The organism is Bacillus sp. G402, assembly GCF_051172515.1.
GTDB lineage: Bacteria > Bacillota > Bacilli > Bacillales > Bacillaceae > Bacillus > Bacillus altitudinis.
The window spans coordinates 921632-947222 of record NZ_JBPIZC010000002.1; the positions used below are offsets into that span (position 1 = coordinate 921632).

Here is a 25591-nt window from a genome sequence, read left to right on the forward strand (position 1 = left end):
CCTATTTCACAATTGTCATCATGACGTCAGTTGGCTGACATGTCGAACGTTTCTCTACAATCACATCTTCGTATGCTTGAGTATTGGTAATGATAACAGGTGTGATTGTTTGTAATCCTTTGCTTTCAATTGCTTCCTGATCAAATGTCATCAACAATTCACCCTTTTTCACCTTGTCGCCTTCTTTGATATTGAGTGTAAATGCCGATCCATCTAGAGAGACCGTATCAATTCCTACATGAACAAGTAACTCCACACCAAATTCAGAACGCAGACCAATCGCATGTTTTGTTGGTGCAAGCATGACGACACTGCCATCAAACGGTGCAAACAGTTTGTTATCGGTCGGATGAATGGCAAAGCCTTTCCCCATCGCTCCAGAGCTAAATACGGCATCTGGCACTTCAGATAACGAAAGCACCTTTCCTGTAAGTGGAGCCGTAATCATTTCTTCATTGTTCATAGAAGTATTTGCCGTTTCTCCGTCTTGATCTTTAAGAGGTGTTTCACCAGCTGACTGTTCTACTGTATCTTCTCCATATCCGAACATTTGAATAAGCACAACTGGTAAAATCAGCGCAATGGCCACACCAATCAAAATACCAATGATAGACGTTGGATAATCTGCACTGATTCCGTTCACAATGGTCAGCGGGCCAGGTAGTCCTGCATATGCAAAGTAATAAGGCGTAAAGAAGCTGGCTACAACGGCACCGACCGCTCCTGAAATACACCCGAAAATAAACGGCTTTTTAAAACGTAAGGTGACACCGTAAATCGCAGGCTCCGTAATACCGAAGAGTCCTGTGATTCCAGCTGAAACCCCAACTTTCCGTGTTTCCCGATTTCTTGCTTTTAAAATAACTCCCAGCACCGCACCGACTTGAGCGATAACAGCGATGGTTTGATATGCCTGAAAAGAGTCACGTCCATATTGTTCAAAGTTCGCAAGTACCATTGGCGTGATGCCCCAGTGAACACCGAAAATCACGAGTACTTGCCAGAAACCGCCGATAATGGCCCCTGCCAGAGCTGGTACATTTTCAGCTAAGACATTGTATCCGTTTGCAATCCCATTTGCACCTGCTGTCGAAAGAGGACCGATTAATAGTATGGTTAACGGAACCATGACGACCATACATAGAAATGGGACAAATAGCGGTTTGACGACTTCATGAATTCGTTTGTTTAAGAATTTTTCTACATAGGAAAGAATCCATACTAAGAAAAGCGGTGGCAAGACGGATGATGTATAAACCGTTTCAGATAACGCAATTCCTAAAAAGGTCACACCTTCCCCTGATGCTACACGTCCAGCAATCTCTGTCCAAGAAGGACTGACAAGCGCAGCTGTACAAGCAACCGCGATATACATATTCGTTTTGAAATGCTTGGCTGCAGTTATCGCAATAAAAATAGGCAGGAACGTAAACGGTGCCCAAGAAATAAAGCTAAACACTTCATAAGTTCCTGTTTTCGAGAAGCTTGGAAATATCAAATTTATTAAGATAAGTGCACCTTGCAAAATACCAGCTGCGGCTAAAATATACACAAATGGCGCAAACACAGCGGACATGGTCGCAATGACCCGATTCAGTATCGTTCCTTTGTTTTCATTCGGCTGATCATCATCCGACGTTTGGAGCTGAACAAGGTTGGAAAAATGCTCATATACCTCACCTACATGCTGACCGATCACAACCTGAAACTGACCACCGTTTTCCACCACTGTAATGATTCCAGGCATGGCGTTGACTGCTTCTTTTGCCTTTGGATTAGAACGCTTCAACACCAAACGCAGCCTCGTGGCGCATCTTGCGGCACTCACCACATTTTCTTCTCCGCCAACTGCTTCTAAGATGTCTTCTGCAAGCTTTTGATAATCCCTCACTTTTGACATATAAAACCCCCCTTTATCACTACTAGTATATGTACATTATAATTATACCGGTACAATTTATCAATACATATATAATTTGAGTTTGCATATCAAAGAGAAATCGGGATGTGCTATAATACAAAGACAATAAATCGTGAAAACAAAGAGGAATGGCTATGTTAAAGTATCAACAAATTGCGAGCGATATTGAAAAATATATTGTCACACATGAGCTACAGCAAGGAGACAAACTTCCTGTGCTTGAGACGCTCATGAATCAATTTGCTGTGAGCAAAAGTACAATTATCAAATCATTAGATTTACTCGAAAGAAAAGGGATTGTCTATCAGGTGAGGGGCAGCGGCATCTTTGTGAGAAGGCACAGGCGCAAAGGCTATATCAGCCTTTTATCCAACCAAGGGTTCAAAAAAGATTTAGAGGAATTTCAACTGACATCAGAAGTTCTCACGTTAGATACCGTCAAACCGCCAGAAGAAGCTGCGCTGAATTTAAACATTGAACCAGATGAGGATGTTTTCTACCTTAAACGCATTCGTTACATCAATGGACAAACTTTATGTTTAGAAGAGTCCTATTACCGGAAAACCATTATTCCTTACCTCAACACAGAAATTGCAGCCGATTCTGTATTTAAATTCATTAGTGAAGGCCTTGGTCTTAAAGTGGGCTTTTCTGACATGTACCTGCAAGTTGGCAAACTAAACGAAACTGAAGCGAAGCACCTCGGACTTAAACAAGACGATCCTGCCCTCCGCGTCGAGACCGTTTTCCATCTCACAAACGGACAGCCCTTCGACTTCTCGAAAATCACGTATAACTACATGCAATCCCAATTTTTTATTCAGGCGAATAATTATTATGGGTGATGGATGGAAAAAGCCTCCTGAGACATTCAGGAGGCTTTTCTACTGTTCTCTTTTAACCTTTAAATATTTCTTCCCTCTCTCTTGAGTAGTTAGCCCGTCAATGGCAGTATCACCATAAAAAGTGACTAAATAATCCCCTTTACCTATAAGAACAACTGGAAAAGCATGATGTTCTTGCAGACTCTTTTCAACATCATCTGGATGAATCTCGACTTCCATTTCATGACCAATGAATGCATACTCAAACGGAAGAGTATGATAAAGTTCTACAAGACACTGTACGATCTCCTGTTGAATACGAACGACATCATGTGAAACAACCTCTGTCCACTTTAAATATAGAACGAATCCCACAAAACCAGCTTCTTTTTGTATGTTCATGGTTGTATGTTTTAGACATGTTCCCTCCAATTCAAATTCTGTATAAAAACCTTCCAAGTAATTGTTTTTGATTTTAATCTCTTTTACATCATGTTCGATCCATGCTTCGCCATTAGCATCTTGACTAAACTTTACTTTCGTTATTGAAATGCCTTTCTTTGTTAAATAGACAATCAGTTGGTGGAAAGTGGTTGTTAAATGAATGTCATCATAGAATACCAATCCAATATTGATATATCCTCCTAAAGCGATGCTGACCCCCTCGCTTTCTTTTTGTTTTGTTCAAGCATACTACAAAAATCAGATTCTCTTTGAACTGCCTTTTGAACTTTCATTATTTTTTTCAGCCTTACCGCCTAGTTGTTTAATATTACATGAACAATTCCAATTCATCACATTCAAAAGATTCATTTTACGAATACATCCTACACATTTATGATGAACATAACAACATGGTTAGGAGGATTCGTCAGATGAAAGATATTAGGGTGTATCATGTTGATGCGTTTACAACTGAGAAGTTTGGAGGTAATGCCGCTGGGGTGGTGTTGGATGGGGAATGGTTAACGGAGGATGAGATGCAGAATATCGCCAAGGAGTTGAACTTACCCGAGTCCGTTTTCTTGCTGCCGGCACATGATGAGAAAGCCGATTATCGAGTGAAATATTTCACTCCAACGGAAGAGGTCAATTTCTGCGGGCATGCGACGGTTGGAGTGACTTGGCTTTTAGCGACGGAGCTAGGGATGGCTAAAGAAAAATCAGGGGTTGTGTTAGAAACAAAGATCGGCCATGTTCCCGTTATATGGCACGAGGAAAATGGCAAAGTTGTGGATGTGGAGATGACACAGGTCACGCCAAAGACGCGAGATTTTATCATCGATGTAGAAGAGCTTAGTGACATGCTCGGTATAAGCAGTGACAGGATTGATCCATCCTATCCTATAAAATTAGCAAACACCGGAAACTGGCATCTCCTGATTCCGCTGAAACACCAGAATGACATTGATCAAGCAGCACCAAACTTAGCATCTTTAGGGAAAATGAATAAAGCGCAGGATATCACAACGACTCATCTTTATACGTTTCAATCCATAAAGGACTGTGATCTTTATACAAGGGATTTTGCACCTGGCATTGGCATACCCGAAGATCCTGTAACGGGAGCAGCAAACGGGGCATTGGCCGGATATCTGTATTTGGAAGGGATCATTTCTCAGCAAGAAACCACTCATCTGCGCATTGCTCAAGGTGATGCCATCGGCAGACCAGGATTGCTTCGTATCACGGTCATTCCGAATGAAGCAAAGCCGGTCATTAAAGTAGCAGGAGCAGCGGTTATTACCATTCGCGGGGTGGTCACGCTATAAATTGATCAGCTTGAATAGAGACTCTCGTTCAAGATGAATCTATTTAAAATGATCTTTGACCGTTTCAATCCATCTTTTAGTAGAAGGAGAGACTGCGTTAAAAGATTTAAACGCCATACTGATTTCGCGATAAACACGGGTCTCAAGTGGAATTACGTTCGCATGAGGCACCTGAGGCGGCAACATCAACTTTGGAATGATCGTGAGCCCAAGGCCCTCCTGAACCATAGAGATGAGCGTATTGTTGTCCCCAATCTCAAATAAAACATGGGGTTTTACGCCGCTTTCTTTTAATAATTTCTTAATGAGTTGATCACAGCCCGCTTTTGGCATAATAAATGGTTCATCTTGGAACGAAGCCACTTCCATCACCTTCTTTGTATGGAAACGATGACTCTCTTGCATGAGCACCACCAATTCATCTTGAAACAGTGGAACAGTTTCCAAATCTCTAGATGGCTGTGTTAAAAATCCAAGATCAACTGTGCCCGACGCGATCCACTCTTCAATCTCTTCATAGCCGCCTTCGTATAACTCCAATTGGATATTGGGATAACTTTTCGTAAAACGATGAATGAGCTGCGGAAGCATTTTTGAAGAAAAACTAGAGAACGTGCCGATCTTAATACTCCCCACTTCCATCCCTTGAATCAACGCCGCCTCCTGCTCAAGCAATGACGCATGATGAATGATTTGGCGAATATGGGGCATCACTCGCTCACCTGCATCTGTCAGCGACAGCCCGTTTCGATTCCGATGAAGCAGCACAATCCCAAGCTCTGACTCAAGCTTCGCCATATTATGACTCACCCCAGACTGCGTCAGCCCAAGCTTCTCACCGGCTTTTGTAAAACTGCCGCATTCGACGACTGTTTGAAATACTTTGTATGGGAATGTCATTCGTTTGCTCACCTCACTTTAGATCTTGGCAAAACCTACTGCTAGATATGTCTTTGATTTTTCGATTTAATTGTTGTTCGACCAATTGAAAACATGCCTGCTGAATCCATAAACGTTTAAATGTATAGAGTTGTTCTTTTTCATCGCCATGCATCTCTTCATCTTCTTCTAACTGAAAATCTGTTAATTCGATTTTGTCATGAACATGCATATGAATAAAAACATGCGCATTGTGAAAATCATGCATATGCTCTACTAAAGCTGAGATATTGGTGATAAAGTCATCAAATATATCTTCTTCTAGCGTTTTCTTGAGATCTAGATGGCTGTGCACATCCATTGATATGTAATTATCTCTTTCATCCAGTTCTTCTTGAGTAGCCAGAGGGTTATCATGAATCGTTGCTTTTCTATTTAAATCTGTAATCGAGAAATAAACGATGATGTCTTTATTATCGAGAAATTCATACGCCCATATCTCTGCATCTCTTAATCTTAAAATGCGGGTGAGGTTGTCCAACTTTAAACCCTCCAATTAATTATTCATTGTCGTCGACGAAGACCTAGACGCCGCTTCATCCGCTTTCACACAATCAATCGCAACAACCAATGCAATCATCACAGGCTCCATCTCTTCTTTCAAAATATCAACCTTATAGCTGTCACCCCAAGTAAACCATTCCTTCTTCACCTGGCCGATCACTTCGCCGCTTTGCAGCACTTGGAAATTCATATCCCACCAGTTCCCTTGTACTTCGATACCAGCAGCATCAATTGAATATTTGGCTTTGAAGAACGTAAACTCTTTTTTGATCGTCAATACCTCTTGTCCACCGACTTCTACTAAAAACTTCGGTAAAAAGCTAAACATTTTCTTCGTAATTACAGCGATGACGTCTCGTTCTGTATTCAAAATGGTGAACGTCTTTGGCACCTTCATAAAGCTGCCTTCGACCTCATATACATCATTCTCCTGTTGGTCCTTTACCGTAAATCTGCCGCTCAGACTAAATACCTTTTGCTTCATATACAGCTGCTTCATAAGTACCTCCGATTCAGTTCAAAAATTTATCCGTTCTTACCTTACCCCTGATTATACCAAAAAATAGAATGTGCAAAAAACCACCTGATAGCAGGTGGTTTTCGATTACTAATCCATTTTCAAAGATTCTTTTTCATATGTTTGAAAAGCATCTTCCATTCCCATGATGACCTCTTTAATTTTGACATAACCACTTGTGTAAGGAATAGAATCTCTAATCTCTTCCCACATAAAATGATAGAACTTCAGGTCATCCGTTTCACACATCACAAAATCTGTGTAATCCTTACCTGGAAGAGCTTCAGCATCAAAAAAGCGCACCGTCACATGTTCCTCATATTTCTGCATCAATTCTTGCAGCGAAGCCGCATGGGTTCTGCGCTCCTCTCGTGGTAAAGCAAGCCAAGATGGATAGAACTCTAATAAAACAACCATCATATATTTCATCATCAAGCCCCTCGATTCTTCTATGATGTGATGATTGTACGCCAGTTCTAGAGAATGTGCATTAACATAGGTTAATGTTCAGCAGGATGCAGCAGCCTGCTCAGCGAAACTGGGGAAATACCGATATATGAGGCAATATGATATTGAGCGATACGTTGATGTAACCCGGGATATTTCAATAAAAACGCCTGATATCGCTCAATGGCTGGCAAATAGAGCAGTTCCCTCTCACGCTCTTCCTTTCTCGTATACAGCCTTTCTACACTCACCCGAACAAACCGCTCCCACATATGACTGCTGTCCATCAACATTTGAAGTAGATCATACGGAATTTCAATAACGATAGAATCCTCCATCGCTTCAATAGAATAAGGAGAAGGCTGCCCGTTGATCATACTTGCATAAGAAGTAGCAAAATCATCTTCCAACGTAAAAGCCACGTTGTACTCTCTTCCATCCGGTAACAAATAGAAGAGACGGAAGAGACCTGTTATGCAGAAATAGGCATACTTCACTGGATCGTCAGCCTTGATCATGCATGTACCCGCTTTTAATGGTTTAATCGTTGTTCCATCTTTGAAGGCTTGCCAATGATTTTGTTCAATTGGATATTTCGATATTTTGGTTTTGAACGTGTCGTATGGGTTAGTTATTTTGTCCATTTGTAAGTTACCTCTCTAGTAATGGAAGACTTGATATAAAATAGTGTCAGAAAACACGCAAGTTATAATGGAAATATAAGCGATGATGAGAGGAGAAACAATGAAAAACATCACTTTTTTTGACTGGACCATCCATTTACAAGCAGACTTAACAGCGATTACCGATCATCATGAAAAGAAAATGGTCATTTTAGAGCCATCTATTGAACTAAATAGCATCATCTGGTTGGATGACAACAACGAGCTACAAATCAAACCTACTTGGGATTGTGTCATTTCAATTGATCCAACCAATAAATCACTGACAATCCGGCAAACAAAAGAAGTATTCGGAGATGTGTACGAATGAAAATAGGAGGAACTATGAAGAAAACCGCTTTTTATGATTGGACGATTCACTATCCTGAACATTTAACAGCAGTCAAAGATGATACAGAAAAGAAAATGGTTTTTCTAGAACAAACGGTTGAATTTAAAGGAATGATCCGTATTGATGAGAATGATGAACTGCAAATAAAGCCCACTTGGGATTGTGTCATTATTATTAATGCAAAACAGATGTCTGTCACAGTTCGTGATGCAGAAGACTTTGTAGGTTTACCATAGAAATAAAAAAGTCTCGTTTGAGGAAAATCACTCAAATGAGACTTTTTCTGTTTTAGTCACCATAATTATTTAATAACCATTTACAAAATAAGCGATCGTCTCTAACTCATCTTCTTTTAGCTCTCTGTTCACATGTGTTTGATATTCACTCTTGATTCTCTCCTGATCTCCACCATAAAGACCAGTGTATTTCGCAATCGTTCGAAGCTTGTCTGTTTCCTGACGAAACTCCTCTTTTGTCCATGGTCTTTGGTGTGAAGGAATATACGTCTCCGCATCAAATGCATCTAACTCATCTAAAAGACGCAAAATTTCTTTCACCGTATAATGTACTTTTTCTGCATACATTTTCGGATAAATGCAATCAGCAAGAAAAAGAATTTTTTCCTCTTTCACATACACGATCACTGAATCTGCGGCATGATCGCCTCCAACATGCTGCACAACACAAGTCACCCCGCCAAGATCAATCTCCATCCGACGATCAAACATCACATCCGGTAAAACGACCTGAATTTCTCGATGATTCTTATATTCTTCTTTGATGGCCTTCGCGCAAAACTCAATCTCCGTTCCTTCCCTCACCCGCTCATCAATCGCCTCATCTGACCAAGAAAACGGAAGAAGCTTCTCCATTTCCTTTCTGGTTTTTGCAGAAGCAATTGAAACCGCATGGGGCAGCGCAGGCAGACCAAAAATATGATCCCAATGCCAATGCGTGAGGACCACCATATCCGGCGTGGCGTTCTCTTGTTTTAAGGTCTTTTGGATAAAATAGTTCGCATGATCTTCTGAATTACCGGCATCGATCATTAATGTTTTGTTATTGCCTACGACCATGCCTAGGATGGGGCGGTCGGTGAGTGATACTGGTGTGATGTAGGAGAAGGTTTTGCCTATTTTTTTGATTGTGTGCATGGTGTGTTTCCTACCTTATGATTTCTCTTTGGATTTTTTACCCTAACTTAATTCCAGAGAGTAATTTTTTAATTTTAATTATGTTTCACTTTAAAATTTACAAGTTATGTAATGGGAGTATATAAAAAGTTTAAAGGCAAAAGTCTATATCAGACCTTTACCTGCGAACTTTCATTCCAGAATATACACAATTTTCAACAACATGTTTAGGCAAAAGTATTTCTCTAATATTCCCCTCAACCTCTTCACCTAAAGATTGCAAAATTCCCTCTGCAACAGCCCTAGCAAGCAATGGGGGAACCGCATTCCCTATTTGTTGATACTGCGAGTCTTTTGACCCACAGAATTTATATGAATCCTGGAATGATTGTAACCTAGCTGCTTCTCTAATACTGATAGCTCTGTCTATAACTGGATGAACCCACATTGATTTTCTAGCATTAAGTACAGTATCTGAAGGCTCATTATATGCAAGTCTTCTATAAATCGTATTTTGTGTTCTGCTATGATCTGTGTAGGTAGTTTTCAAAGATTCATCCAGATTATGAAAATTCTGACCTTCTTTTAAAGCCTTAAACCTTTTTTGAGCTACTTCACCAGATTCAGTTCTAACATGGTTATATACCTTATCTATATTATTAAGGTAATCATTAAGAGGACTATTGAGTAGCGGTTGATGGGAAGTCTTATCAAGTTCATCATCTTTTACATTTACACCGGGTGATATGTTTTCTAAATCGCCTATTGCATCATAGATTTTGTTATACTCTTTCCTATTATGAAAAAGTGGCTCAGGCGTTTTAACTGCTTCCTTTTTTAAAGAAGTTTCTTTGATGCCCATTAAAATTAATCTGCTTCTTTCCTGCGCCACGCCATAATGAGCAGCATTAAAAATATACTTATCCTCATTTAATGCGTAACCTAACTTGGTAAACTTTCTTTTAATATAATCAAACACATTGAATGATTTAATGATAATCTCAATATCATCATTATTTACTTCTATATCGAATAACAAAACTTTATTTTTAATTACTTCTGAAATCTTGCGTATTACCTTCTGTGCCTCAAGAATGTTTTCAAGGCTATCTGTATATGAAGTGAGATTTTCAGTTGTTTTGTCTAAAAGGTTCTTCAGCTTTTCTCCCAAGTCAGTCCAATCTAATTGGTATAGGCTATTCCAATATTCACAATGCTGACTATGCCATTGCTTGTTTATTACCTTCATAAAAAATTTATAGTTTGCTTCTTTTTCTATAAAGTTCAATAAATCCATAGGCGATTTCTTTTTAGCATGTTTTAAAAGTGTATTTAATTTAGAAAAGAGTTCGTTACTTATTATAAAAGGGGTTAGATCTTTCCGCTGTTTGTAGGCATCCATAAGGAAATTTCTTAAGTTAACAGAATAAAGTGTACTTCTGCCGATCTTAATATGTTCTTCCACAGGCTCAATTTCCAGCTTATCAAGCTCAACTTCGTCCCCTTCACTCAAAAAAAACTTATGCTTTTCTGACTCCATGCTTTTCACGTTTTCCATCACAAAAGCTATGGGACGAATTTCTTCAATCGCCCGCAAATATTCCTTAACAAGATTATTATTCGAAGAAATTAATGTATTCTGTTGCCGATTTGCATTGGAAAATCCTTGACATGGTGGTCCACCTATCACCACATCAATATCACGGAATTCACCAATCTTTTCTCCATTTTTGTCTGTATATTGAAGCTTTGTAATATCCTCATGTAAAATGACGTCATTACGATGGTTTATTTTAAAGGTTTTACGTGCGTTCTCATTAATTTCGACAGCGACTTTCACTTCGAACCTGCCTGTCTGTTCAAAGCCGTTGCTGAGACCACCTGCCCCTGCAAAAAGATCCATTACTTTAAATTTTTTCATTATAAAACCTCACTTCATTAAGAAGTAATCTTTCATATTATATTTTAATAAAAGAACATAAGTTCGTAAATTTGTTTTTTAATTAACTTTTCAATTATATCATAATTATATTTATATCAAATGGTTTATTGTTGGTTTCTCAAGGGAGATTTCAGAGTTTGCAAAAGCCGATTTTTTTATAAGGTATAAAGTATAACAAACCTACAGTGTTCCAATCCATGTCTAATAATGTCTCACTAAGACTCTCTAAAATGACTGCAAAGACCAGCGAGTGAATATAAAAGACTAGTATGTAATAAAGTTAATTTTCATTAAGGAAAATGAATTTATGCATGGCTTTTGACACTCAGTTAATCATATTCACATATTTATAAAACACTATACTTAAATGAAAAACACCCTGAATCTCTGTAGAAGGATTAGGGTGATAATACTAAATCAAGTTTTTTAATTCTTGTGAGCAGGTCTCTTTATACTGAATCCAACATGCTTCTTGCTTCGCCCATTGTGTAACGTTTCGCTCTCCCGCAGATTCCCTAAGATAGGACAATGTCTTTTCTGCGATTATTCGAATGATATCATCCCATTTTTCGGACAAGGATTGTTCTTCCCACACTTTAATTAAATCTATCTGTTCACTATATATTTGATGAAACATCGCAGTTGTATAATAAAGGACATTTGCTTTGTAACCTCTTAGCTTCATTTCATCAACAATTTTCTTTACCCTAAGATTAATAATAGCTCGCGCAATTAGTTTTTGATAGACAGATAATGTTATTTTATCGAGGGTATTTCCGCTCCAAAAGCTCTTATTTAACTCCATGAATTTCTTAAAAGCTTCCTCCCCGCCTTTACTGGAAACATGAGGATAGCCTTCCCATGACATGAAATATTTAGCCATATCAACTTTTGTGAGGACTTTATTTTTCGGATATTGTTTCTTGAAGTCAGTCTGTTCTTTGCCTCTTTTTCGCCTGTTAATATCAACCATATACTGCCCTCTGGCACGTTCAAAGTACCATTTGCTTTCGGACCTTCTTCCATCTATTCCAGGAATCCAGATATTTCTCGAAAATTTTTCAAGGTCAGACATGAAACGTGTATTGGCTAATAAATCTGATTTATTAATCTTGTTTTGGGTATTGGCATATTGTGAAATGCGTGAAATCATCTCATCTTCGATCTGGTGCTGATCTTTTTCAGTAAATTCATTAACCTGTAGGATAGTAAGTTTTGCCTGGACATAGACATCTTTCAAGCTGATCCCATCCTTGTAAGCTTTATGAATGGAAGCTGTCGTTTGACCTCCGTTAACAATCTGCCAGCCACTTAATCCCTTAATCTTAAATTGGTTTACTCCTTCTTTTACTGGTTCAAAGTTACCAGTACGGGCTACTGTTGATATACCATTGTTATAGGCAACAAACATTTTACGCTGAAAAGGGTCCTTTAATGTATCGCGAATGCCTTTGTTGGTTCCGCCCCTTGCTTGAAGGAATGATCGAACATTTCGCTCAACAAGCTTTTGTCCCCATTCATCATATGCTTTAGCTAGTAACTCAGCAGAAATATAACCTATATAACATTCAAAATCCTTCACACCACTTGAGGGGTCCGGGACAAACATCATCTCAAATGTTTCACCGTAGTCCTGTTCAAAATCTATGTAGTCTGTTTCAATAGCTTGCTCAGAAGTGATCAGTTGCTGAACTCGATCAATATCCCATACTTGAACATTAACAGTTTCAATTCCAGGGATGGTTATTTCTACAGGCTTATTGGAAGTATAATACATGTTTGTTATAACAAAAATATTAATCTCATTTAAACTATTCATTACTTCATTGATGATTTTAGCAAGATCGTAGGCTTCCAATGAATGATCAATCGTCTGAAGGAGACTTTTTGAATTTGTAATAAATCGTTTTACCCTATTGGCTACTTCAGTGACAGCAGTCATGTTGATGGAAAGTAAATCTTTTTCATTCTGCTCAAAGTTATAATCAACAACGTAAACATCTAATACTTGATTCTCTTCGTCATAAGAATAGGCATTTACAGCAATATTTTTTCCAGAATCCCTAAAAGGAGGCAACAGAATTTCAGGTTCATCTGGTCTATCCATAAAGGAGATCATTTTTTCCAGGAAAGGAACCTGGTAACTACCAGATTCTATCGCTTTTTCCTCTAACTCTTCTGTAAAATCGAGCAGGAATTCTTTTCTTTGTCTTGTTTCTATCATCTTTTATCCTTCCACTCTAAACATTTGATATATAGTTTCCAGTTGCTTCTCATATGCTGCACAATGAGTCAGATCAATATTATAACTTACATGTGAAATTCCTTTTGGCAGATGTTCCTTTAATAAGCGAGGAAAATTTTTACCAGCCTCATACACCTCTGTTTTTTCCATAAAATAAAGCACATCTTCGTATTCTTCTTCTCTAAACCCCAGATCAGTCAATAAATCGCTATAAATGAGTGCAATTCTTTCAGATCTTTCTGCAAGCTTGATACGAACCTGACCTGCCAGTTCTTGAAGAGAAAGCCCATGTGTACGGCTTTGTTCTAGAAAACATACATAGAGATAAATTGAAGATACAGCTTCATTCAGCTTAAGCTGATTTTCATTTGATATTTTAATCGTTTTTGATAATTTTTCATTAATTGTTTTGATTTCAATTCCACATTTGTTTCCTTTAAAATCAATGCGACCTTTCGTCGGTCCTTCCCAATGTTCAATTATAAGAGGCGGTTGGCCAGGATGCCTTTCCAGCCATTCATTAATAAACCATAATTCCCCAAACAACCCACGCTGTTGCTCTTCTGAAAGCCGCTTAAATCCTCCTCGCTGAAAGAAAGTCCTCCATCGATCAAGTACTTTATAGACTGTTGAAAAAAGAGAAACTTCTTCTTCAGCTACTGCCAGGTGATCAGCGAGATTCTGCAGAACAAATTCAAAGATTTCTGGGCTTTGTTCATCCTCTTGTCGGATAACAAGAAAATAATGTTCCTTTAAGAGGGATAGTTTTTCAAAGTATTCCACCTTAACGGACATTCCCCTCCATTTGGGCAATGCTTTTTCCTGATCCTTGTCCCATCCTTCTGTGCCCAAATCAATGTACAGCTGCCGATGATGATTAGCAGGGTCGATCCCTGCAAACATAATTGGATTCTCATAAGTCAAAACATTCAATTTATATACTTCACTTTCATCCTGGCTTCGAAGTTCTTGTATCATATCATCAAACTCTATTTTTAGGTTCAACACATATACTCTCCTTAAATAAAGGTTATTTAGATATCGTTTTATTTGTCTGATAGACGCCATTCTCTTCAATTTCCGTCGCCGGGAAAGAAAACGCAATTCCAATTGGCACTAGTTTCGAGGAGAATTTCACATCTAAACTCTTAAAGATAGGAACTTCTGGATGCAAAGGATATATTAACATTAGGCCATTTTCCTTTGAACGCACTCCTCGTTTATCTTTACGCTCTTTAATTTCTTTAATTTTATCGAAGTCCAAATCCATATCCTCATGGTTAGGAGACACAATAGCCCCAATGTCTCTAATTTGATACATGTTCTCAGGCGCTTTGACCTTATTTCCAAGTGCAGAAGCAGATTTCAAACTGATTTTTCCTAATTCAACCGGGTATTCTGATAGGCCAAGAGAAGATTTGCGCTGACCTTCTACTATTGAAACAGTCCAATTTAATAATTCTCCTTCTTTGTTCACTCTGTCAATATAGTCAGCAATTAGTGCAGAATTTACAATATTACTGTCAGCCGTTCGATATTCTGACAGAAATCCTTTGATGTGTTCTGCGTGCACACCAGATGTCGAGTAGAAGTTGGTCTTTTTGTATGTTGTCTTTGTTAAAGGAAGTATTTTAACGAGCTTAACAGTCGCATCCATGTTTCCTTTCATTACATCTTCACTTGGATCAAACAGTCTTGTCTGTTGTAGGGTACCAGCATAAATGACATTTGAAGAAACTGCATTTCTCATTTTCAAAGGACTCGTAAGCTTCATTGTTGGATGGCTTAGCATTTTGATCGCATATTCAGATGGTGTCTTCTTCATTGCAGCCAGACGGTCGAATTCCTGTCGAAGTTGAATCATCGCAATAGACAGATGTTCAAAATTTGAAGCAATCTCATTAGAAGTATAAATGCGGCATATATCCATATAACCCTTTTTATAGCCAAACCAGCGTCCCATCTGCATGAGAGTGTCGTACATAAGCGTATTACGGAAATAATAGGTGATACTTAAGCCTTCTAATGTTAATCCTCTGGACAATTTGTCTCCACCTACTGCAATAACATTTAATCCTTCTTCTTTATATTGATGGTAATCTAATGCATCCCGGCTGTTACCATTTATCTCGAAAACTTGGATACTTTCACAGCAATTCATCAATTCTTTATATACTTCATTCCAGCTAAATTCTGGGTGATTTTCATTCGGCCAATCTTTACTTGTTGGGAGAATATCATTATCATAAAGTTCTTGTAGTTCTGCAATCACAGTGCTTTCTGCATTATACTGTAATTGCTTTGATATAGCATCAAACGCCCGCTCAACTGCGTCTTTTACACTTGACTGGACATCTTTAAAACGAGAAGTATGTATGAGCATTGAATTATGTTTATTTCTTTGTCCTCTCAGATTGCGAATAGCAATCACAAGCAGGAATTCAAGTATTGCTTCACGCATTTGAGGAGGAACTTCTTCGAATTTATTTGCGTCAGATTTCTTTTTAATTTTTGTAAATACATCGAGGTCTTCTTGACGCAAATGGCGGATCAGACTCGGGCGAGTATCTTCTGCGTCCTCTTCCACATTAAAATATTCCTCAGGTCCGCAATATTCCTTCGGCTTTGGTAGGCCGACAAGAAAATCTTTTGGATACAGGTCATCTCCTTCTTCATTTGTATTTCCTTCATTGCTGATTAGAAGATTTGCAAAAGGTGTTGCAGTATATCCGACAAAAGCTTTTCGATTAAAAATTTCAAGGATTTGCCTGATCAAGCGATTGATCGTTTTCGGATCTTCATTTTTATCAGGATTGGAAGTATCAACAGATGCCTGATCTGCTTCATCGTCAACAATTAAGACGGGAATATCCAAATTATATATATCCCGATGATAAATTAACTGATCTCGAAGCGATTCTAGTACGGTTTTATTTTTCTTAACGACCATTAATGTTGGTGAGTTTAGGTTAAAAGTACCCCTTTGGCTTGATTTGATATCATGGTCTTCTGTTGTCCAAGAAGAAATGATATGATCAGCTGTATTTGCGCTTATTTGAGCAACTCCTATTGGGTTTCCATCTTTGTCTGTTCGGTTCCCGATTACCTCTTCATTCAAACGGATTTGTGTCTGAGTTCTTAAATCATTATGAATACCTGATAGCACAATTATTAGCATATAGCCAACATCAAAAGCTTTATTGATTAAGCCAGTGAAATTAGCTGTTTTACCTGACTGAACATAACCTAATACAAGCCCACGTTTATCGAATGGGTCTATCGAGCTTGGATTTCCTATAGATGCCATTATCTGATTCGTTGTTTCATCTATTGCAGTAACTGCCTCAAGAGGCCAGTTTTTCGAAGTGGAGAGATATCTACGGTACCTGGACCAGAAAAATCCGCTAGCTACCATCTTAGGCTCAAACCAGCTTTTTTCTTTGGACTCTCTCATTACATAATTCTTTGGAACTTCCAAACCAATTTTGTACTTCATGTACATTTCAAGTGACCACTTTTGAAATGTTGGATCGTCAATAGGGCTCTCGGCCGACGCTAATCCTCTTGCTGATTCCAAGGCTTTTTCTGCTGCCTCTTCCTGATTTTTATAAACTGTTTTTAGGTAATAATAGGTATTTAAAAAGTTCTGTTCAAAAAAATCTTTCAAATCAATTGCTGACATTCAAATTCGCCTCCAATAAAATTACTTTTAAAGTTGCACGGTTTAATTCATCAAATGCAGGTTGCGTTAACAAAATATTCAAAAGCTGTTCTTCGTTTTCAGCTACATTTAACTGCATCATAGAAGAAGCAAATTGGACTACCAATTCTTTCTTGCTGTCTGAAACCTTTTGCAATTCTTCTTCTGGAACTTTAGGAGCATCTATAATATTACTTGGCGAGCCAAGCTGTACAAATTTCAAATATAAGTTTAAGAGTTTTGCATGTTCATCATCCAAATTTTTAAGCAACTCAGAAAGGATCGGATGATTTCGATTTAAAATAAATTGAGGACCATCCTCGTTTCCTGACTGCTCCCATGTATTTAAACTTCCCTTAATCGAAGGATTTCTAGGACCAGACTGTGTCCGAAAATAAAAAATATCCCTTGAAACTTTTCGTGCAATGGATGAAATGGTTTCTAGTCTTCTTTTGGCGTCTTCAGGCAAATTAATGCCCGATTTTTTTATATCAACCTGCCAGTCTGAGTCAGCTGAATTCGGGAGATCGATGCGCACCCTGGCCAGCTGTGAAGCTGCATCCTTGGGAAACAGCCCCATCCAATCACCAAAATATAAAAGACGATTTTCTCTATAGATATATAATCCCTGATGATCACGCCAGCCTTTGTAACCGCCCGCCTTCTTATATTCAGACTCTGTTAAATGGGAGGCATGAGGCAAAATAAAATACTGCACTTTGATTCTATTATCATTAATTTTAAGAATCTGCATTTCGCCTTCCAGTGTATTCGGATGACTCCTCATAAAAGGATCCCATGGATCTATCTCTTTACCGTTGATAAACAGACTTACTTCTTTTTTCTCCAGTATAGAGTGAAATACAAATTCCAGGTGTCTATTAATACGAGAAACTTTATTATAGAAACTTGTTTCTTTTAATTTGCGCTTTCGTCCAACCCCCATAAATCGGTCAAGCTTGTCAATACAGACGATTGTGCCGTTTTCCCCCTTTATATCGTCTAGTTGCAATTTTATTTCTTCAGGAATTTTGGTGAAGAGTTGCCATTCATTACATTCTGATACATGATCAAGATCCCAACATCTCTCAAAATATACTCCATCTTTTTTTGTCAAAACACTCAATCGCTTTCCAAGTGAAAAAGAAGCCGTTTTCAATCCCATACCAAAACGACCGAGCTCGTTTGTTCTTCTACGCTCTCTTGGGTCTTTAGAACCAATGCTCATAGCGATTTGAAGCATATATTCAGTCATACCCAAACCATTATCATTTATGGTAATCATTCCATCTGTATCATTATAGGTAAAATTCACTTTAATAGTTGATGCCTTAGCATCTAGACTGTTATCTACAAGGTCAGCAATGGCTGTACTAGCATTATATCCAATAGAACGAAGCGCCTGAATCACAGGTGCTGCTGATGGTCTTGTCAGAACTATATTCATCTATTAAACCCCGTTTCGCAGCAATATTTATACTAATTATAGCAAATAACTAAAATAAATAAATTTTAGGTAATAGTTTTTCCTTAGGTTTACAAATAGATGAAAAGTTATAAATAGATTTTATCTACTTATGATAAGGCTCCCCCCGAACAATCCGAAACGCCCGATAAATCTGCTCCACCAACACCAGCCTCATCAACTGATGCGGAAACGTCATTTTCGAAAACGACAGTTTCTCATTCGCACGCTGCATGACAGCATCGCTTAAGCCGAGGGATCCGCCTATGACAAAACACACTTTACTTTTTCCGTATGTTGCCAGCTTATCTATTGTATCGGCTAATTCTTCGGAACTTTTCATTTTTCCTTCGATGGCGAGGGCGATGACGTGGGCGTCTGGGTTGATTTTGCTTAGGATCCGTTCGCCTTCTTTGTCTTTGATGATTTTCATGTCTTGCTCGCTGAGATTCTCGGGTGCTTTTTCGTCTGCGAGCTCAATGATCTCGATTTTTGCGTATGCCTGTAATCGTTTTGTGTATTCGGCTATGCCTTGCTTTAAATATTTCTCTTTTAATTTTCCTACTGTGATAATTGATATATTCACAGGTCATCCCCACCTTAAGAACAAGTTATTCATATAAGTTATCAACAATTGTGGATAAAATTTGTGTATTTTGTGTCCGATCATTCGTTCCCCACTATATATATTGCAGGTTCATCGCACAATTCACAGGTTGTGGATAAGCTGTGTGTATGTTCGATTTTTCTGAATTCTGGCGGTGTTTCGTGATCATCTATGTACATGTCTAGTACGGTTTCTATATGTTCTGCACAAGCATAAAGTGATTTGTTCATAAGTTTCTAATTCCTCCAATATATTGTCTGGTTATTCACAAGTGTTTCGCTCATTGTTCAATATAACCGATTTATTCACATGTTAATAGTCTTTTACCATTTTCCACACCTTTTATCCACAAACCAAATAAAAAAGCCTCCACTCCTGTGAAGGCTCCTTCCTATAAAAATGGATTATAAAATCTCGTTCCTCTAACAAATGTAATCACTAGCGACACAATCAGTACCGCTCCAACAAAGATTAACGCCACATAATCTGCTTTTTGAAATTCTTTCGCCGTAAACCATGTGCGCTTTTTATGCTTTCCAAACCCGCGAAGCTCCATCGCATTGCTGATCGTTTCAATCCGCTCTAGGCTGGAGAAAATCAGCGGCATTACAATCGACAGCGCATTTTTAATCCGTTTCCCCAGTTTTTCATTCTTCGATAAATCAATGCCTCTTGCTTGCTGAGAAATGGCAATCGTTCGAAAATCACGCTGAATATCTGGGATGTAGCGCAGAGCAATCGCTACCGCATACGAAATCCGGTAGCTGACCCCAATTCGGCTGAGCGATGAGGCGAATTCACTTGGATTTGTTGTCACGATAAATAAAAGCGCTGCTGGCATCACGGTCACGTATTTTAGTGTAATGTTCAATTGATAGAAAAGCTGTTCAAGTGTGACATTGTACCAGCCTGCAATGTGAAACAGCTCGTGCTTCGCTCCATAGATGGCGACACCTTGCTGAGGCGCAAAGACGTAAATGGCGATGTTATTGATGACAAGAAAAATCGCCAAGACAATCACTACGAAAGAGATATCACGAAATCGCACATTCGACAGTTGAAAGAACACGATACTGGCAACTAGCATAAACACTAATACGCCTGTATCATACGTGAGCATCGCTGCGGATGACCAGAGGATAAAGCAAATGAGTTTGGTTGCACCTGTCAGCCGGTGAATCGGCGACGGGCGGTCGATATAGGACAGCATGTCTACAGCCATGTCATTCGTTCCTTTCTGTCAACCTCAATGAAGCGATCCACGAGTTCATTTGGATTTGGCCAGTCTGCTTTTAGCGCCAGTTCATACAGCGACGTTTCTTTTAAGCTCGCCTTTTGGACTAGCAGCTGATCTGTCAGCACTTTGGCTGGTGTATCATCTGCGATTTTTTCTCCATCTGAAATGACGATGGTTCTTGTCGTGTATTCGAGCATGAGATGCATATCATGGGTGATCATCAAAATCGTGACGCCCTGCTGATTTAATTGCTCTAAAAACGTCATCATCTCTGTGTAATGTCTAAAATCCTGTCCGGCCGTTGGCTCATCTAAAATGATGATTTCTGGCTCTAACACAAGAATCGATGCGATGGTGACGCGTTTTTTCTGTCCAAAACTGAGTGCTGAGATCGGCCAATTTCGAAATGGATACAGCCCGCATACTTTTAAAACCCGCTCTACACGATCCTTGATGTCGTCTTCCTTTACGCCTCTTAAAACGAGACCGAGGGCGACTTCATCAAAAATCATTTGTTTCGAAATCATTTGATTTGGGTTTTGCATGACGACACCGATTCGTTCGGAGCGCTGTTTGATGGTGTCTCCTGTGATGTCATCGCCATTTAAAAGGATTGTCCCTTTTGTTGGCTTTTCAAATGCGCAGAGCACCTTGGATAGTGTCGTCTTGCCTGCGCCATTGGCACCGGCGATGCTGATCATTTCTCCTTTTTTGACGGTAAAAGAGATGTTGCTCAGCGTGTTTGGTCTTGTCGGATAATCAAAGCTCAGCTCACGCACTTCTAGTAAATCCGGCGCTTCATTCTGCTCGACTGATGGCTCAGATGCTTCCATCCATTGCTCGATTTTCTCTTTTGCCTCGTCATTTAAGGTGAGATGCTGTAAATTAGCGATCTGATCTCCTGCTGCAATCGGAATACCTGCATATTTCATCGCTTTCACATATAAAGGCTCACGTAAATACGCCGCTTCTAATACATTTGAGGCGAGCAATTCATCTGGTGTCATATCCGCTGCAATCGTGCCGTCATTGACAACGATGATGCGGTCGACATGACGGAAGAGGACGTCTTCCAATCGATGTTCCACCATCACGACCGTTTTTTTCGTTTCTTTTTGCAGACGGTCAATGAGATCGATCACTTCTTTGCCTGTTGCGGGATCAAGGCTTGCCAGTGGTTCATCAAACAGCAAAATGTCGACATCGTTGACAAGTACGCCTGCGATAGCGACACGTTGTTTTTGACCTCCTGACAGCTCATGCACGGATGATGACAGTTTGCCGTCTACCTCTGTTAATTTTGCCGCTTTCTCGACACGTGTTTTCATTTCTTCGCGTGTGACTTGATCATTTTCAAGTGTGAACGCGATATCTTCTCCAACGGTCAGCCCGATAAATTGTCCATCAGGGTCTTGCAGTACCGTTCCGACGAGCTGTGAGAGGGAGAAAATGTTCTCTTTTTCTGCATTTTTCCCGCCGATGTGAAGACTTCCTTCCATAGAACCTTTATAAGACGCAGGAACTAGCCCATTGATACAATGGGCTAGTGTGCTTTTTCCCGATCCAGACGGGCCTGCGATGAGGACTTTTTCTCCTTCATAGATGGTCAGGTTGATATCTTTCAATGTTGGTTCTGCCTGACTGCGATACTTGAATCCGAAATGTTCGAATTGAATCATCGGTTTCTTCATTTATGTGTTCCACCTTGCTTCATGATGTTTCTTTCGATAGACTGCCGCTTTTGCTTCTTGTTTTCGCATAAGCCGCAATGATGATGGTGCCTAGTACACCGACTGTGATGATGTTTGAGATTCCTGCTACGATGCCTTGAACAAACACTTTATTTGCAGGTTCTGCATAGATCACAATGTCGAGTACCGGCGCAATGACAAACCAGCCTAATGCTTGTGCGCCGGCTTGGACGGCGTTGAAGAGCGTGATTTTTTTCCAGCCAAAGTCGCCCTCTTCTACTTTTAAACGGTTCGAAATGAGGCCGATCAATAAACCAACAACACCCGAAACGATAATCCAGCTCCACCAAGGTCCAAATGTGGTCGCATCTTTAATGAGATGACCAATAAATCCAATCAATGCGCCTGCAATAGGACCAAATAGCACGGCCATTAACGCAAGGAACGCGTACGATGTTTCAATTTGTGTATTCGGAATTCCAGTTGGAATGGAGACGAAGCGTCCTAAAATGACAAAGACGGCTGCGCCAATCCCGATGGCAACGACAGTTTTCGTTGAAAGTTGTTTACCTGCCATGATGTTTCCTCCTCTTATTCGTATATAATGCGCGGAGCTTTGCGAATCGAAAGGCGCCAGCCTGTGCCTGTACCGATGTTATAAGCCTTTGCAAATGACCCTTGATTGATCGCCACGCCTAAATGATCGAGTGAATTGACATATACGAGTGGTTCGCCTACCTTTAAATCGGCAAAAGATCGTCCATAGGTCATGATATTTTTATACACATTTTTTGGCCCGTTGGCAATGGTAACTTCTATTGCATCCCCATAATTGATTGAAAGCTGTTCAAATAACGTATGATGAATGTTTGTCCATAGGTTTCCGAACCGCACATCTAAAATATCAATCGTCCCTGTGATCACTTCTTCTTCCGCATAAGCTTGTACGACTGGAAGGTGAATAATGTCGTCTATATTTGCCTTTGGCCCGACCTCTTCAAAAGAAATCACACCTGAAGCAATTCTCGCGCCTGTATAGGCGTAAATGTCTCTACCATGGAATGTATGTGATTTCCCTGACTTCGGCAGACGGTTGATGGTTTCATCTAAATACCGAGCCTCTACGATGCCAATATCCTGTGCGACATGCGTAAGTGTCCCATTATCAGGTGTGATGATGTAGTGTGAGCTTGTTGTTTTGACGACAAGGCTCTTTCGCTCTGATCCAACGCCTGGATCAACAACGGAGACAAATACCGTTTCTTCCGGCCAATATGTGACCGTCTGAAGCAAGCGATAAGACGCTTCCCAAATGTCATATTGGGGAATGTTGTGAGTTAAATCAAAAATGCGGATGCCGCTGCTCACTGTATTGGCTACGCCGTACATTGCGCTGACCGCTCCATCATCAATACCGAAATCTGATTGTAAAACCAATGCATGTTCACTCATGTTAATCTCCCTTTCATTTGAAAAAATGGTTGTGGTGTTTCACGTGGAACATTTGAACATTTGTATGAAAAAAAGTGGACAATAAAAAATACCCCATCCTTATCTATGAATCATAAGGACGAGGTATTTGTCTCGTGGTACCACCTTTATTTACTGTTTGCTCGCGCTAAACAGCCTCTACAAGTACAAAGCTCCAATTTGGCTCATATACTGTGGTTTTGATAACGAGTACCAACTCTCGTCGTCACCTACTAATATCATGGATATGTTCAGCACGAGGCTCAGAGACCATTTTTCGAATCATTATTTTTGCTTCTTTTCAGCTGCCGAAGCTCTCTGTGGAAAAATTGATGATTGTACTTTCTCTCGTCATTGCCTGTTTAACTATCTTGAATTAAAGCTATCATACATGATGTTTTTTGATAAATCAAGATATTTTTCTGAACATTTTTAAAAATGAGTTAACTGTTCTGGAAGAGTCTTCTTTTTTATAAAATTTAAGCAAATGTTAAAGAGCGAGATATGGTGTCTTTCTTTTCTAGCGGTATAATAAAGATGAAGGGAGGTACAGTGTGTGTGGACCATCTGTATGAATGAATTTAAGCAGCTCTTCAAAAGCACAAAATCCATCTTAACTATTGTTATTATTTTCATTTTATCTACTTTTGTATCAAGTCTTCCATTTATAGCTGCTTATCAAGGGAAGTGGGAACAGGCAAAGGACCCTTATTCCATTGGGAATGAACTAGTGATTTCGTTATTTGGTTTCTTCCTTATTTTTTTATTATCTCATGATATTTTGAGCCGCGAAATTCATTTGAAAACCATTCGTTTTCTCGTCAGCAAAACGACCCGTTTAAACATTGTCATCGGGAAATATCTTGGGCTGATGCTGTTTTGGCTCAGTTGCATTATGACCACATATATATTAAATATGGTGATTTCACATCGTTTTCTGTTCTCTGATGCCTTAAAAATATTAACGTTTATCAGTGTCGGCATCTCCTGTGCTTTGTTTTTGTCCATGCTCTTTCCAACACCACAGAAATCGATGTTTGTTGGCATGTTGTTTTCCTTTCTATTTCCAATCATGAGCATGATGTCTGTTCTTTCTTCAGAACGGTTGATTCACTGGTTCCAATACGTGACGCCTTATTATTATGCGCGCTGGAGTGAACCGCTGACCTATGTGCTGATGAATGCCGCATTGACTGTTGTCTTACTCGTTGGAACGGCACTACTGTTTCAGAGGAGGGATGTCTAAGTGCTTCACACAAAAGGGCTGACAAAAAAATATCGGACAAAAGTCGCAATAGATCATATTGATCTTGATATCCATCAAGGGGATATCTTCGGCCTCATTGGACCGAAGGGTGCTGGTAAGACGACCTTTTTTAATATCATTACAGGGATCTCCCGCCCCACCTCTGGCACGTTTATCATGATGAACATGACGTCGTTAAAAAAAGTACGTCATCATATCGGTGTTCTGCCTGAATATACAGATTTATATGAAGGGCTGACTGCTATTGAGCATATTGCCTATTTATCGAAAATTACGGGTACTCGCCAGAAAACGAGCTATTATGAAGAATTACTCGAATTTGTTGGCTTACATCGTTATCATCAAGAGAAAGTCGGTGCCTTTACATCTGGGATGAAGAAGCGGCTCGGAATGGCTCAGGCCATCGCTCATCAGCCTGACTTTATTTTACTCGATGAGCCTTTTGCGGATATTGATGCAGATTCTATCTTACATATCCAGCGGGTGATTGAATCGTTAAAATTTGAAGGAAAAACCGTCTTTTTAACAGCAGACGAGCCAAGGTTCACCCAGCCTATTTGTACCAAAACAGCTTTCATATCTGAAGGAAAAATCGTGTCCTCAAGTACTCATCCTCAAGAGAAAACCATCACGTCCTCAACCATTCGTGCCACCTTCAAGCATGCATGGATTGATGATGAGGTGAAGCCTGTTCTCACGCAGTACTTACAAAGTGTGGGAACAGACCTTGTGATCAGAGATGACGAGACCTCATTGTTGATTCGTTCAGAAGCTCAAGTCCCAGCCATCATCCGTGCGTTTGTGAAATGCAAAGTCGATCTATACCGAGTCACGGCGCAAGATGCCATCATGTCCACGTAAAAAGTACCGTACGCTCACTGCACGGTACTTCTCTT

At 39.5% G+C, this 25591-nt stretch carries 25 protein-coding genes and 1 other annotated feature; of the genes, 6 read left to right on the plus strand and 19 right to left on the minus strand.

All coding sequences use genetic code 11. The features are described from left to right. Window position 1: 1 nt before the first annotated feature. Window positions 2-1900: a beta-glucoside-specific PTS transporter subunit IIABC gene (locus ACSBQP_RS13265; protein ID WP_435028486.1), complete on the minus strand. Its 1899-nt coding sequence runs from the start codon at window positions 1898-1900 to the stop codon at window positions 2-4. Window positions 1901-2055: 155 nt separating this feature from the next. Here ACSBQP_RS13265 and ACSBQP_RS13270 point away from each other — a divergent pair, with 155 nt between their 5' ends. Then, complete coding sequence (locus ACSBQP_RS13270; RefSeq protein ID WP_017359955.1) at window positions 2056-2766, plus strand: GntR family transcriptional regulator; 711 nt, start codon at window positions 2056-2058, stop codon at window positions 2764-2766. 39 nt (window positions 2767-2805) lie between these two features. Here the strand turns inward: ACSBQP_RS13270 and ACSBQP_RS13275 are convergent, their stop codons facing one another. Further along, window positions 2806-3369: an Imm64 family immunity protein gene (locus ACSBQP_RS13275; RefSeq protein ID WP_081114789.1), complete on the minus strand. Its 564-nt coding sequence runs from the start codon at window positions 3367-3369 to the stop codon at window positions 2806-2808. A gap of 251 nt (window positions 3370-3620) precedes the next feature. Between ACSBQP_RS13275 and ACSBQP_RS13280 the strand changes: the two genes are divergently transcribed. Then, the gene (locus ACSBQP_RS13280; protein ID WP_435028487.1) at window positions 3621-4517 is read left to right on the plus strand and encodes a PhzF family phenazine biosynthesis protein; all 897 of its coding nucleotides are present in this window, start codon (window positions 3621-3623) and stop codon (window positions 4515-4517) included. Between the two features lie 39 nt (window positions 4518-4556). Here ACSBQP_RS13280 and ACSBQP_RS13285 read toward each other — a convergent pair whose 3' ends face one another. From ACSBQP_RS13285 to ACSBQP_RS13305, 5 genes are all read right to left on the minus strand, one after another. Continuing rightward, entirely contained in the window at window positions 4557-5417 is an 861-nt protein-coding gene (locus ACSBQP_RS13285; RefSeq protein ID WP_435028488.1) for a LysR family transcriptional regulator, read from the minus strand. Window positions 5418-5430: 13 nt separating this feature from the next. After that, window positions 5431-5937 carry a hypothetical protein gene (locus ACSBQP_RS13290; protein WP_393920258.1) on the minus strand — a complete coding sequence of 169 codons (507 nt, stop codon included), beginning with the start codon at window positions 5935-5937 and terminating at the stop codon, window positions 5431-5433. A gap of 15 nt (window positions 5938-5952) precedes the next feature. Continuing rightward, a complete protein-coding gene (locus ACSBQP_RS13295; protein WP_007497338.1) occupies window positions 5953-6459 on the minus strand; it encodes an LURP-one-related/scramblase family protein in 507 nt (168 codons plus the stop codon). 108 nt (window positions 6460-6567) lie between these two features. Then, complete coding sequence (locus ACSBQP_RS13300; RefSeq protein ID WP_039962871.1) at window positions 6568-6906, minus strand: darcynin family protein; 339 nt, start codon at window positions 6904-6906, stop codon at window positions 6568-6570. Between the two features lie 71 nt (window positions 6907-6977). Then, window positions 6978-7568 (minus strand): Crp/Fnr family transcriptional regulator, encoded by a 591-nt coding sequence (locus tag ACSBQP_RS13305; RefSeq protein ID WP_007497342.1) that lies wholly within the window; start codon window positions 7566-7568, stop codon window positions 6978-6980. 100 nt (window positions 7569-7668) lie between these two features. On the opposite strand from ACSBQP_RS13305, the gene ACSBQP_RS13310 reads away from it, so the two are divergent. Both ACSBQP_RS13310 and ACSBQP_RS13315 read left to right on the plus strand, forming a co-directional pair. After that, entirely contained in the window at window positions 7669-7917 is a 249-nt protein-coding gene (locus tag ACSBQP_RS13310) for a hypothetical protein (protein WP_039962873.1), read from the plus strand. 14 nt (window positions 7918-7931) lie between these two features. Further along, window positions 7932-8174: a hypothetical protein gene (locus tag ACSBQP_RS13315; protein WP_017359963.1), complete on the plus strand. Its 243-nt coding sequence runs from the start codon at window positions 7932-7934 to the stop codon at window positions 8172-8174. A gap of 69 nt (window positions 8175-8243) precedes the next feature. On the opposite strand, the gene ACSBQP_RS13320 is transcribed toward ACSBQP_RS13315, so the two are convergent. From ACSBQP_RS13320 to ACSBQP_RS13375, 12 genes are all read right to left on the minus strand, one after another. Next, entirely contained in the window at window positions 8244-9092 is an 849-nt protein-coding gene (locus tag ACSBQP_RS13320; RefSeq protein ID WP_017359964.1) for an MBL fold metallo-hydrolase, read from the minus strand. A 157-nt stretch (window positions 9093-9249) separates the two neighbouring features. Then, entirely contained in the window at window positions 9250-10992 is a 1743-nt protein-coding gene (locus ACSBQP_RS13325) for a DNA cytosine methyltransferase (RefSeq protein ID WP_008347458.1), read from the minus strand. Window positions 10993-11425: 433 nt separating this feature from the next. Then, window positions 11426-13237, minus strand: a complete 1812-nt coding sequence (locus tag ACSBQP_RS13330; protein ID WP_017359965.1) for an AIPR family protein — start codon at window positions 13235-13237, stop codon at window positions 11426-11428. A 3-nt stretch (window positions 13238-13240) separates the two neighbouring features. Further along, entirely contained in the window at window positions 13241-14266 is a 1026-nt protein-coding gene (locus ACSBQP_RS13335) for a PD-(D/E)XK motif protein (protein WP_008347462.1), read from the minus strand. A 22-nt stretch (window positions 14267-14288) separates the two neighbouring features. After that, a complete protein-coding gene (locus tag ACSBQP_RS13340) occupies window positions 14289-16940 on the minus strand; it encodes a Z1 domain-containing protein (RefSeq protein WP_017359967.1) in 2652 nt (883 codons plus the stop codon). Then, window positions 16927-18405 carry an ATP-binding protein gene (locus ACSBQP_RS13345; protein WP_008347465.1) on the minus strand — a complete coding sequence of 493 codons (1479 nt, stop codon included), beginning with the start codon at window positions 18403-18405 and terminating at the stop codon, window positions 16927-16929. Before ACSBQP_RS13345 ends, ACSBQP_RS13340 begins: the two co-directional genes overlap by 14 nt. A gap of 124 nt (window positions 18406-18529) precedes the next feature. Continuing rightward, window positions 18530-19009, minus strand: coding sequence for a 23S rRNA (pseudouridine(1915)-N(3))-methyltransferase RlmH (gene rlmH / locus ACSBQP_RS13350; RefSeq protein WP_035390089.1), 480 nt, complete (start codon window positions 19007-19009; stop codon window positions 18530-18532). 80 nt (window positions 19010-19089) lie between these two features. Next, complete coding sequence (locus tag ACSBQP_RS13355; RefSeq protein ID WP_008360116.1) at window positions 19090-19260, minus strand: CxxH/CxxC protein; 171 nt, start codon at window positions 19258-19260, stop codon at window positions 19090-19092. A 161-nt stretch (window positions 19261-19421) separates the two neighbouring features. Then, window positions 19422-20252, minus strand: coding sequence for an energy-coupling factor transporter transmembrane component T family protein (locus ACSBQP_RS13360; RefSeq protein WP_081114433.1), 831 nt, complete (start codon window positions 20250-20252; stop codon window positions 19422-19424). After that, window positions 20243-21958, minus strand: a complete 1716-nt coding sequence (locus ACSBQP_RS13365; protein WP_435028489.1) for an ABC transporter ATP-binding protein — start codon at window positions 21956-21958, stop codon at window positions 20243-20245. The genes ACSBQP_RS13360 and ACSBQP_RS13365 overlap by 10 nt, the downstream gene beginning before the upstream one ends. A gap of 19 nt (window positions 21959-21977) precedes the next feature. Beyond that, entirely contained in the window at window positions 21978-22535 is a 558-nt protein-coding gene (locus ACSBQP_RS13370; RefSeq protein WP_024718471.1) for an ECF-type riboflavin transporter substrate-binding protein, read from the minus strand. A gap of 14 nt (window positions 22536-22549) precedes the next feature. Next, window positions 22550-23410 (minus strand): SAM hydrolase/SAM-dependent halogenase family protein, encoded by an 861-nt coding sequence (locus tag ACSBQP_RS13375; protein ID WP_435028490.1) that lies wholly within the window; start codon window positions 23408-23410, stop codon window positions 22550-22552. A 111-nt stretch (window positions 23411-23521) separates the two neighbouring features. Continuing rightward, window positions 23522-23792: a binding site (T-box leader), on the minus strand. 192 nt (window positions 23793-23984) lie between these two features. Between ACSBQP_RS13375 and ACSBQP_RS13380 the strand changes: the two genes are divergently transcribed. Next, window positions 23985-24674 (plus strand): ABC transporter permease, encoded by a 690-nt coding sequence (locus ACSBQP_RS13380; protein WP_008347476.1) that lies wholly within the window; start codon window positions 23985-23987, stop codon window positions 24672-24674. After that, window positions 24675-25556, plus strand: coding sequence for an ABC transporter ATP-binding protein (locus tag ACSBQP_RS13385; protein ID WP_435028491.1), 882 nt, complete (start codon window positions 24675-24677; stop codon window positions 25554-25556). Window positions 25557-25591: the final 35 nt, after the last annotated feature.